Raw genomic sequence first — 7339 nt, 5'->3', positions numbered from 1 at the left:
ACCTAGAACCTAGAACCTAGAACCTAGGAATTGATGGATTTAATAATACTAACTCGGACTCGGATCACACCATGCCTAAATTGAATATGTTGTTTTTAAGCTGTGCAGCAGCATTGAGCTTACCTGTTGCCGCTGATGAGGTAAAACACTTCCAGTCTTTTGCAGGCTATACCGGCTTAATTAACACTCCTAATGCTGAAGTAATGGATTCTGGCGTGGTTGATTTTGGTTATAACAATCAGCTTGATTTTCGGGGCCAGAGGTACATGGATGGCCATAATTTTATAGTCTCCGCTGGCTTATTTGAAGGCCTTGAAGTTAGTGGCCAAGTTGCATCTAACTCTATGCACGATAATTTATTTTATTCGGAGGGCAGAGGCCAAACTCGTGATTTATCTTTTAATGCTAAATACCAAATACCTTACATACCAAAAGACTGGTTGAGTGTTGCTATTGGTATGAAGGATATGGGGGGCGCGGCAAATAACTATAAAACAATTTATGCTGTTGCCTCAAAAGAGCTGTGGGATTTTAGATTTAGTGCAGGTGTTGGCTCAAGCGATCGTAAAACGGGGCAGATGGATGGGGCTTTTGCTGGTATTGAATGGCAACCGTTCAAGTGGTTTAGCTTATTAACTGAATACGACTCTGAGGCTGTTAATGCCGCTGCGCGACTAACCATTCCTAAAGAATGGTTATATGATATTGGTGAAATCACCTTAACCAGCCGTTTTTACAGTAATACTGAATTATCTGAAGATACCAGTAATTATTGGGGTATCAACTTTACCTTACCACTAAGTGATGAGTTAGGTTACCAACAGCCAGTTAAAGCTGCACCGAATGTGCAAAATAATACTGCTAATGTACCTGTTGCGACTAAAGGTGCGGCATCTATAAACCCTGATGCTGTAAAAATACAAACGCCAAATGATTACACTTTACCTACCGTTAAGCCAGAAGCGCGTACTACTGCAAAGATTACAAATAATACAGAGCAACAAGCTGAGTTAAGTCAGTTGAATTCTCAATCTGTTAACTTGAAATTAGCATTGGTGGAAGATGGTTTTGAAAATGTGAGTGTTGCTTTTAACAATAATAATCAGTTGTTTGTTAAATTTGAAAACTCAATTTTTAATCGTAACGATATTGATGCATTAGGATTGGTATTAGGGCGTGTTGCTGAGTTAATAACACTTGAGGGTGTTGAATTTAGCGTGCAACTAAACAAATATGATTTAGCATTACTTAATGTTGTTGGTACCGTTGATAATTACAAAGAATATATTGTTAACAATATTTCGCCTGATTTATTAATCACCCTAGGGGCTGCTCTTGAGCCAAATGGTTTGGTTTGGGTAGGAACTACAGATACTAGTTCGCCATACTTTAAACCGCGTTTAACAATAGCGCCAACCATAAGCAATACCTATGCAACTGAGCTTGGAGTATTTGATTACTCAGCCGCCATTAGAGCCGATTTAGAGGTGCCTTTATGGCAAGGCGGCGGCATTATTTTAGGTGGCCAAGTAAATGTTGCGAATAGTGATGATTACGCTGAAAATAAGCCGTTTAAAAACTACCGTAAAGAAACCCAGTTTGATCGCGCTTTGTTCTATCAAACTTTTGAACTACCGTTTGGTTTTTACAACCAAACCCAAGTTGGCTATATCAAAGACTTTTATGACTACCGCGGTATTAGTAATGAAACAGCTTGGCTAAGTGATGCTGGTAGGCATAAAGTGAGCTTTAAATTTGGCTCTTTTCAGTACCAGGATTACCGCGGTAGCCGCAGTTACCAAATGTTTAATTATCAATATAATTGGGTAGAGCAAGATATTACTTTGCATGCCCAAGCTGGTGATTTTTGGTATGAAGATAGTGGTTACAAGCTAGAATCACGTTTTTGGTTTGGTGATAGCTACTTAGCTGTATTCTTTGAAGACTCAAGTGCGCAAAGAGCCGGTGCTGCGATAAGCATACCGTTATCACCGCGTAAAGATATGTCGGTCACCCGTTTTGGCCAAGTTAAAGGTAATGAGGCCTACCGCCATAGTATTGGTACGCAAGTAGGTAAGTCGCATAATCAATTGGTTTTTAACCAGTTATATGCACCAAGTTCAATAGTTGGCTTAGATAAAACATTCTTTAACCAAGGTCGCTTATCGAGTGATTATGTTTATAAACATTTACCAAGGTTAAAAGAAGTGTATTTAAAATATCGGTAACAAATTTTTATTAGACTAACTATTGTACAAATATGTAGTTAGTCTATATTATGTAACGAACTGATTAATTACTATAGAGCGATTAGCTCTATTTTTGACAAAAAGTAAAAAATGTTGTTTTTTTGCTCATTTTTGTTGCGTTATGGCTATACTTTTCTAAAGTAAACGCTAATATTGTAACGAGTATAAAAAATCTTAGTTTATTGATTGTTTATTATAAAGGAATAAAAGGACTCCCTATGTTTACTAACAAAAAATCGCTATTGGCATTGTCTGTAGCTTCTGCATTTGCTCTAACTGGTTGTTTTAGTGATGACGATGGTAATGATTACACACCACCTGGACCAGGACCTGATCCAGTAGTGGTTGTTCCACCTCAAACACCAACTGAACTTAACTTTATAGTTAATGTAGCAGTAGTAAATGGCGACTCAGATGCAATTGCAGATGCAACAGTAAGATTTGTGGAAAATGGCGCGCCATCAACTAACATCGTTGATGTAGATGGCAACGTGGTTCAAACTGCAACAACTACTGAAGATGGTGGCTTTATTGTTACTGTTAAGAGTGGCTCTGAGTTATCAAGTGTGACAGCTGTAGTTTCTGCTGCAGGTTTTATAACTAAATCTTTCAATGTTGACTTATCTAACGAAGACGAACTATCTGTATTACCAGCTCAGTTCCAATTGACCTCAACAGATACTGCTGGCCTTGCAAGCGTTGCAACTGCTTCTACTGATATTAGCGGTTCAACAACAACAGCTGAAGTTAAGGCTGATGCTGCAGTTTCTGGTGCTTCTTTAGCTACTGCAACTCTACCAAGTGGCATTACGCTTCAAAATGCTGCAGGCGAAGCTGTAACTGGTGATTCAGTATCATTGAGTGTTGTAGGTACAGATCCAGCATCTTCAACTAAATCATCAGTGATCCCTGAAGGTCTAAATGTTGGTAACACAAGCGCAAATGTTTTAGTGCCAGTTTCGGTTGCTGATGTAAACTTATTAGTGGGTGACACTAAAGTTAAGAAGTTTGCTGGTGACACATTAAAAGTAACACTAGCAGCACCTACCGATTTAGCAGCTGGCGAAACGCTTACTGTTAAGTCGTTCGATGATGAAACAGGCCTATGGTCTGCAGATGACTTTGCAGTTACACAAGGTACTGGTACAGTAAGCTTTGAAACAAACCACTTAACGTGGTTTGCTGTTAACCGCAATGCGAATACTTGTACTGACGGCTTTTCTGTAAATGTTACTTCAGGCACTATTCCTGCAGGTGGTTTATATCTATCAGCTTTATCTTCAGATGGATCTGTATCTAGCTTCATCCGCGGTGGTGCAACTTCAAAGACTGTCGTATCAGCTGCAACAACATTACGCTATGGTATATATGATGGCGCAACTGCTCGAGTTAGACTTTTTGACCGTGAAGGTGGAACATGGTTTGACTCACAAACAGAAGTTGGTGTTTGTGGCAGTGTTGATTTAACTCCTGTAGCACCATTTACTTTAGTTAATAAAGAATTAACTCTTACAGGTGCTTGTTCGAACGATGCTGATGTAGCGGTGAATGTTACTAATTCAACTGTTTCATTTAAACGTGCTGGCAAAGCTGCAAGAGCTGCAATTAAAGATGCGAATGGTAACTTCCAGTTAACTAACCTACGTGAAGGTGAAAACTACGATGTTACTGTTAACTTCCGTGGTTTACCTGTTGAAGGTGCGAACACATTCACAATTGAAGGTGCTAATGCTGACGCGTTAACTCAAGCATTCCAGTTTACATGTCCAACATCTACCGGTGGTACTGGTGGTACTGGCGGTAACGGTTAATTTTTGTTAGTTCCTATTAGGGATTAAGCCTAAAAGCCGCATTTATGCGGCTTTTTTTCGTTTTGGGCTACCTTGCCAACGGGTTACAGGCAGTGGGCTTCGGGGCACGAGCTACGAGCTGCAGGCCTAAAACCTAACACCTAAAACCTACCTTTGACCTTTTCGCGGTGGCAAGCCACTCGCCTACACGTAATTAAACACCAGAATACAATTTAACACCGTAGGCGTTAAGCTTGCTGACGCGTATTCATTAACACCTTTATGAATAAATCAATTAAAATCTTTCGCGGCTAAAGCCGGCTCCTACGATAAATTTACCCCCTGTAGGAAATGGCTTTAGCCATGAGTTTTATAAACCGCGCGGCATAAAGCCCCGCCTATTCTTAATCCTAACACTGTGCTTGGTTTAATCTCTACCTAACACCTAACATCTAACATCTAAAACCTGACTGCCCCCCTCATTTTCCAATCTCAACCTTCATCTCATCTCCTAGTATTTCTTTGTATTTTGCTGCTAGCGCATTTTTGGCGTTATCATCACCGTGCACTATTTTTATATGGCTGGGCTTTTTACGCATACCTGTTACAAATTTTATTAAGCCGTTTTGATCTGCATGAGCACTGTAGCCGCTGATTGTGTGTACTGCTGCGTTAATGGTGATTTTATGGTCATTAATATGCACATAACCATTACTTGGTCCATAGGTTTGAATATCTCGGCCGAGCGTGCCACGGCCTTGGTAGCCAACAAAAATCACATCGGTAGTTTCATCAGGTAAAAATCGCTCTAGGTAATTCACAATTCGTCCGCCGGTGCACATGCCACTAGCGGCAAGAATAATCGCGGGTTGTTTGCGTTTGCTTAGGTAATTAATTACGGCTATATGCTCTTGGTGACTGTCGATAGTATGCAACTGCGCAAAGTTTAATGGATGGCGGCCTTTGGCTAAGCGTTTTTTTGCTTCATCGTCCCAGAGGGTTTTAAATTTTCGATACTCTGTGGTGAAGTTAGCTGCCATAGGGGAGTCCACAATGACTTCTATGCTTTGCCATGGCGAATTTTTAGCTGCGTTGTGAATTATTTGCTCCAGTTCGTACAGTAACTCTTGCGTACGGCCAATGCTAAACGCTGGCACAAGTACAATGCCATTATCGGCAACGGCTTTTTCAATCACCTTTTTCAGTGTTTGCGTGCGTTCTTTTCGGCCTTGATGGTTTTTATCACCATAGGTTGACTCGATCACTAAAGTATCGGCTTTGTAAGGCGCTTTGGGGGAAGGCAGTAGCGGAGTATGCGGCGCTCCTAGGTCACCAGAAAATACTACGCGATGGGAATTTCCCTTGCTAGTTTTAGTTTTTATATCTATTTCAACATAGGCGGAGCCTAAAATATGCCCGGCACGTTGTAAGCGAGCTTTCGCGGTGGGCTTGTTGCTGGTGGTTGGTAAGTCAAACCAAGTATTAAATTCGATAGCGACAATACGCTTGGTAAGTAAGCTTAAACAGGCGTTAATAATTTTTTGATCTCGCGTTACCCCGACTTTAAGTGCATCTTCAATCACTAATGGTAATAGACTTGCCGATGCCTTCGAAGTAAAAATAGGGCCAGTGAAACCAGCAGCAAATAAGTAAGGTATGCGGCCAACGTGGTCAATATGACAATGCGTAACAATCAGCGCAGTGACAGTTGAGATATCAAAGTCGATAGCTAAACTTGGCCCTGCGTCTTCCCCTTGAAAAAGCCCACAGTCAATTAACACCGATGAGTGTTGATCATAATCCAACTGATGGCATGACCCCGTAACCCCATTCACCGCTCCATGATGGGTAATTTTCATGGTTGATCCTTGTTGATTAAATTATACAAATTAGAAACAAGGTTAGGATAAAAAATGTCAAATTAAAAGGTTGGAGGTATTAGGGAAGTGACTAGGACCTATAGCCTAAAACCTAGTTCCTATGTTTTAAAGCGTAGGCGCGGCTTTATGGCTCGGGGATTATAAAATTCATGGTTAAAGCTATTTCCTACGTTTTGTACAATTTGCCTGGCATTAACCTTTTGTGTATATGCCTATGTAGGCGAGTGGTTTGCCAGCGCGTTTTAAATGTGGCTCCGTGTTGGTGCGTCAGCAAGCTCAACGCCTACGGTGTTAAAGTTTGCCTCGATGTTAAATCACTTGTAGGCGAGTGGCTTGCCACCGCGTTTTAAATGTGGCTCCGTGTTGGTGCGTCAGCAAGCTCAACGCCTACGGTGTTAAGGTTTATCTCGGTGTTAAATCACTTGTAGGCGAGTGGCTTGCCACCGCGATATTCAATATTGTTACGGTGTTTGTGCGTCAGCAAGCTCAACGCCTACGGTGTTAAAGTTTGCCTCGATGTTAAATCACTTGTAGGCGAGTGGCTTGCCACCGCTAAAAGGTTAAAGGTGCTAGGAAGACAAAGGTGCTAGGTGCTAGGGAAGTGACTAGCACCTAGAGCCTAAAACCTAGCTCCTATGTTTTAAAGCGTAGGCGCGGCTTTATGCCGCGCGGTTGTATTGAACCATCAGTCATTAGATTTCAGGTGTAGCTAATCTCTGCCTTTAACCTTTAACCTAATACCTAATACCTATTACCCCGTATCTTTCATTTCTCGAGGTAGCTTTAACCTTTGCATTCAATTAAACTCAGTCTCTTCAATGTAACTTTTGGTGTTTTGCATGGCTAAAGATAGGTTCGCGCCAAAACCTTTAAACGATATTATGGCTGGCCTGAGTGGTCGATTGTCGTCGTATGCAGGTAAAAGCCAAGCATTAGATAAACAACAAACTTTATTGAGTGAGTTTTTGGGCGCTAATTTAGGTGGAAAATGTCGCGTTAGTAATTATCGCGATGGTACGCTGATGATTGAGGCGGTATCTGCACCTATAGCACTGCGTTTAAACTACTTAAAAATGGATATGCTGTCACACTTTCGTAGTGCCGGTATGGCAGAACTTGGGCAAATTAAAATTACCGCTAATCCACAAGCCAGCCAACGATTAAGTCCAAATAATGCGTTAAAAACAGCTAACGCCATTCCTGCGAATAAATTAGCTATGAGTGAACAAACCGCTGATTACCTTAATGCGATTGCACAAAGTGCACCACCGTCACTAAAAGAAAAGCTAGAGCGTCTAGCGAGGCATGGTAAAAAATAAAGGTTTTAAGCGCTAGGAAGAAATAGGCGTTAGGAAAAGTTTACCATGTATATTTAGTTTGCAACTGTATTGAAGAACCTAGAACCTAGAACCTAGAACCT

The 7339-nt window shown here is 41.1% G+C and carries 4 protein-coding genes; 3 read left to right on the top strand and 1 reads right to left on the bottom strand.

All coding sequences use genetic code 11. From position 1 onward, the window contains the following. Positions 1–71: 71 nt before the first annotated feature. Both H5203_RS22110 and H5203_RS22105 read left to right on the top strand, forming a co-directional pair. Positions 72–2228, top strand: a complete 2157-nt coding sequence (locus H5203_RS22110) for a YjbH domain-containing protein (RefSeq protein ID WP_182820340.1) — start codon at positions 72–74, stop codon at positions 2226–2228. 239 nt (positions 2229–2467) lie between these two features. Then, entirely contained in the window at positions 2468–4060 is a 1593-nt protein-coding gene (locus H5203_RS22105; protein ID WP_182820339.1) for a hypothetical protein, read from the top strand. Between the two features lie 458 nt (positions 4061–4518). Here H5203_RS22105 and H5203_RS22100 read toward each other — a convergent pair whose 3' ends face one another. Next, complete coding sequence (locus H5203_RS22100) at positions 4519–5898, bottom strand: MBL fold metallo-hydrolase RNA specificity domain-containing protein (RefSeq protein WP_182820338.1); 1380 nt, start codon at positions 5896–5898, stop codon at positions 4519–4521. An 860-nt stretch (positions 5899–6758) separates the two neighbouring features. Between H5203_RS22100 and H5203_RS22095 the strand changes: the two genes are divergently transcribed. Continuing rightward, complete coding sequence (locus H5203_RS22095; RefSeq protein WP_182820337.1) at positions 6759–7238, top strand: DUF721 domain-containing protein; 480 nt, start codon at positions 6759–6761, stop codon at positions 7236–7238. The last annotated feature ends 101 nt before the right edge of the window (positions 7239–7339 follow it).

The organism is Pseudoalteromonas sp. SG41-1 (genome assembly GCF_014164575.1).
GTDB lineage: Bacteria > Pseudomonadota > Gammaproteobacteria > Enterobacterales > Alteromonadaceae > Pseudoalteromonas > Pseudoalteromonas rhizosphaerae.
The sequence above is the reverse complement of the archived record's forward strand: the minus strand, read 5'-3'. Positions and strand labels throughout refer to the sequence as shown.